5 protein-coding genes are annotated in these 3,853 nt (G+C 42.5%); 3 read left to right on the forward strand and 2 right to left on the reverse strand.

Annotation, left to right across the window (positions count from 1 at the left end; all coding sequences use genetic code 11):
- Positions 1-497: hypothetical protein (locus tag JWQ85_RS21840; RefSeq protein ID WP_299471807.1), on the reverse strand; the 497-nt coding region annotated here is incomplete at its 3' end.
- A gap of 116 nt (positions 498-613) precedes the next feature.
- Here JWQ85_RS21840 and JWQ85_RS21845 point away from each other — a divergent pair.
- Together JWQ85_RS21845 and JWQ85_RS21850 are read left to right on the forward strand one after the other, a co-directional pair.
- Positions 614-1,306, forward strand: a complete 693-nt coding sequence (locus tag JWQ85_RS21845; RefSeq protein WP_299471809.1) for a cytochrome b/b6 domain-containing protein — start codon at positions 614-616, stop codon at positions 1,304-1,306.
- Positions 1,296-2,072, forward strand: coding sequence for a molybdopterin-dependent oxidoreductase (locus JWQ85_RS21850; protein WP_299471811.1), 777 nt, complete (start codon positions 1,296-1,298; stop codon positions 2,070-2,072). The genes JWQ85_RS21845 and JWQ85_RS21850 overlap by 11 nt, the downstream gene beginning before the upstream one ends.
- Here the strand turns inward: JWQ85_RS21850 and JWQ85_RS21855 are convergent, their stop codons facing one another.
- Complete coding sequence (locus tag JWQ85_RS21855) at positions 2,073-3,191, reverse strand: alpha/beta hydrolase (protein ID WP_299471813.1); 1,119 nt, start codon at positions 3,189-3,191, stop codon at positions 2,073-2,075.
- Positions 3,192-3,282: 91 nt separating this feature from the next.
- Here JWQ85_RS21855 and JWQ85_RS21860 point away from each other — a divergent pair.
- The coding region (locus JWQ85_RS21860; RefSeq protein ID WP_299471815.1) for an alpha/beta hydrolase at positions 3,283-3,853 on the forward strand (571 nt) is incomplete at its 3' end.

Consider the following 3,853-nt stretch of genomic DNA (forward strand, 5'->3'; position numbering starts at 1 on the left):
CTCACCACTATTTTATCTAAATTATGCAGATACCTGCGGCCGGTTTTAAAATCTGTCACTGATGTCATCTGCATACTTTCGGGCATTTTATCAGCCTTGATGCCGTTCTTTTCCATGATGATATACACATGATCGCCCACGGTGGTGTTATACAGTTCGTTCCAGGAATACACTACTTTGTAGCCATCTATCCCGGTGCAAACAAAATAAAAACGGCTCAGCAGCTTCGGACTGGTGGTTTTAAATTTGGTATGCGATAATACGTCTTTCAGCAGGATGCCTTTCAATTCATCATCCTTGTGTTTAAACGCCCCGGTATGGTCGGTTACTTCTATATCCCCTATGGTGCTTATAATATATTGCTTCAGCGAATCAAGCGTGATAACGGATTCCTTTTCCACATCGCCGGTTATGGCAAACTTCAGGGTTTGCTGGTTTTTCTCTTGTGCAAAAGCAACACCCGAACAAAATAAAAGCAGTAGTAATATCTTTTTCATAACAGATTATAAAGCAATATAGATAATTTCCGTTTAGCTTAAAGCCGGATAGTTGTTTTATTCGTATATCAACAGGTAAATAATTAACTTCAACTTATGACATTGGTTTGGCAATAATGAAAGCGATAAAAGAGAAACATTCTTTAGCTATGCGATGGTGCCATTGGGTAAATTTTCCCATACTCACCATTATGATATGGAGCGGTATGCTTATTTATTGGGCCAGCGATATTTATTCTATCACCCTGTTTGGGCATACTTATTTTAAGTTTTTCCCCAACTGGTTTTACGATGCTTTTAATATTCCCAAACGTTTGGCCGAAGGCATGGCTTTCCATTTTTTGTTTATGTGGTTTTTTACTATCAACGGGGTAGTTTATATATTGTATACCCTATTTTCGGGCGAGTGGCGCCAGCTGGTACCAAAACGCAATTCATTTAAAGAGGCCTGGCAGGTGATATTGCATGATCTGCATATCCGTAAAATGGCCCCGCCTCAAAATAAATATAATGCCGCGCAGCGGATAGCCTATACCGTCATCATTATAATGGGGTTTGGTTCGCTTATAACCGGACTGGCCATTTACAAACCGGTACAGTTTAATACGTTTACCTGGCTTTGCGGCGGTTACCATGCGGCAAGGATAGAACATTTTGTACTAACCATTGGCTATGTACTGTTCTTTATCATCCACGTAGTGCAGGTGGTGCTGGCGGGGTGGAGGAATTTCCAATCGGCTATTACGGGGTTCGAGGTAGTGAACGATCAGCCGAAAAAAATTATTAAACCAGTAAGTGATGAAAAGTAAGCAGCCAAAAAAGCCGCTCACTATCGAGCAGAAAATAAACCGGCGTGCATTTATTTCGTTCGGTACATTCGCTGTGCTATCAGGGGCGGCCTATGGCGGCTGGAGCTGGCTTAAAAATTCCCCTAAAGAAATACGCACGGCTACTGCCGGTGCAAAAGCACCCTTGCGCCGGGCGCTTAATAAAACCGAACTCTTCTTCCGTAATTTTTTCAGCAATAACAACCTGGTTAAAACCTATCCCAAAGAAATGGCAGCTAAAGTGGTGCGCCATAATAGCGACATAGGTTCGGGCGGTGTTCCGGATATGGCGAACTGGAAACTGGAGGTAAAAAAGCAATCGGGCGAAGTATTGAATATCACACTGGACGAAATAAAAGCGCTACCCAAAACGGAGATAGTTTTTGATTTTAAGTGTGTGGAAGGCTGGGACCAGATCTCATACTGGGGTGGTGTAAAATTTAGCGATTTGGTAACTCATTTTAAACTGGACGACCAAACCCAACTGGCCTATGTGGGCATGGCTACGCCCGATAAAAAATATTATGTTGGTTTGGATATGCCCAGTGCCATGCACCCGCAAACCATTTTGGCTTACGAAATGAACGCCAAACCGCTGATGGCCAAACACGGCCATCCCCTACGTCTTATTATCCCGGTTAAGTATGGCATTAAAAACTTGAAACGTATTGGCAGCATCACTTTTAACAACCAACGCCCACCCGATTACTGGGCCGAGCAAGGGTATGATTATTATTCGGGGCTATAGTTATCTGCACACCGCATTCAAAAACCGCTCAACAACGTAGGTAGACAACTGCCCGCCCGGGCCGTTAATATTATAATCAAACCCATGTGTTGCCCAGGGTACATCGAGATAGAAATGTTTGATATCGTTTTGTCGCAACTTTTCATCCAACTTACGGCTATGTATGGGCGATACCAGCACATCATTATCGCCATGAATAATTAGTGTAGGTAGGGTTTGCTTATTCACAAATTCGATAGGAGAACTTGCCGCGTATTTATCCGGAACAGCCTTATAAGTGCCGCCCAAATAACGTTCCATGACCCCACGCGAATCCATCACCAGCTTACTCGCCGGTGCCGAGTATCCCCAAATCATATCTGCAGGTCCATAAAAATCTATCACTCCTTTTAAGCCTTTTTCGTGTTGAGTATAGGCAGCTAACAAGGCTATCTGCGCCCCTGCCGAGCGGCCAAGCAATATAAAATTATTGGTATCGATATTTAGTTTCTCCGCATTCTTTCGCAGGTAAGCAAAAGCCTGTTTTACATCTTCCAAAGCTAAAGGCGCCTGGTATTTTGGAGCAAGCCGGTAGTTTATCGAGGCCACATTATACCCCTTAGTGGCCAGATAGCTGTTCAGCTCGGGCAATTGCTTGCTGTCGCCGCTACTCCACGAACCGCCATGAACTACAATTACACAAGGCCGTTTTTCGGTTAATTGTGATGGGTAGAAATCAAGCTTTAAATCATTACTGTAAGCAAGGCTCTGATACCTAACATTAGTTTTATTTGAACTTGAAAATAACTTAAGAAAGCTAAATGCCTTGTCTTGTGTCTTATCTTTCGATTCAAATACACTATCAAAATTTTGCTTTAGGGTAATTGAAATTAAATACGCCCTTATTATGGGCGATATAAATAAAGCGATAGCCAATACCCCGGTAATAACTGATGCGAGCTGGTACTTTTGGATCCAAAAGCCCGTTATCAGCAATAGGCCTGTAAGGCAAATAAATATTAAAGGGAACTCTGATACCACTATAGCCGCCAGCCATAAATAGTAGGCAGGCGCTTTAAATATGGTTAACAGGGAAACAAGCAGCAGTAATATTAATAGTGAAAGCTTTATTGTCCCCATTTGTGATTAAGCGATTTTTGATAAACATAAATATTTTAGCGCAGCCCGCCATAAATTTATTTATAGCTTTGGTTAGCCGCACATCATCCTCATGAAAAAATTAAAGCAAATTATACAAAACGTTAAAACACTCCTAACCGAAGATAAACCCGATGACCTGAACAGCATGCTTTGGCAGTTGATATGCTACCCGCCTAAAATGCCGCTACGCTTACAGCAGGAACAGTTACTAAACGAGGCAGAGCAATTCAGCGTTAAGGTAAACGACCCTTACTTTACACATCAAACCTTAAATATTAACGGTTTTAAATGGGGTAACGGCCAACGAAAAGTTTTAATTACCCATGGCTGGGGATCAAAAGCGGCGGATTTTACCGAGATGATTATCGCGCTTAAGACAAATCCCGATTTGCAAATTATTGCCTTTGATGCCCCGGCATGCGGCAGCTCGGAGGGCGAATTATCAAACCTGCTATTGTTTGTAAGTGCCGCCAAAGAGGTAGTAGCAGAAACCAGCACCCCGGATATTGTTATTGGCCATTCCTTTGGCGCTATGGCAAATGTGGTGGCTTTAACGGAATTGGATATTACACCAGCATTGCTCATCAGCGTTACCCCTTTCATTTTGCTGAAAGAAAACTTTGTAAAGAGCATGACTGCTG

It is taken from the genome of Mucilaginibacter sp. (genome assembly GCF_028288105.1).
Lineage (GTDB): Bacteria > Bacteroidota > Bacteroidia > Sphingobacteriales > Sphingobacteriaceae > Mucilaginibacter.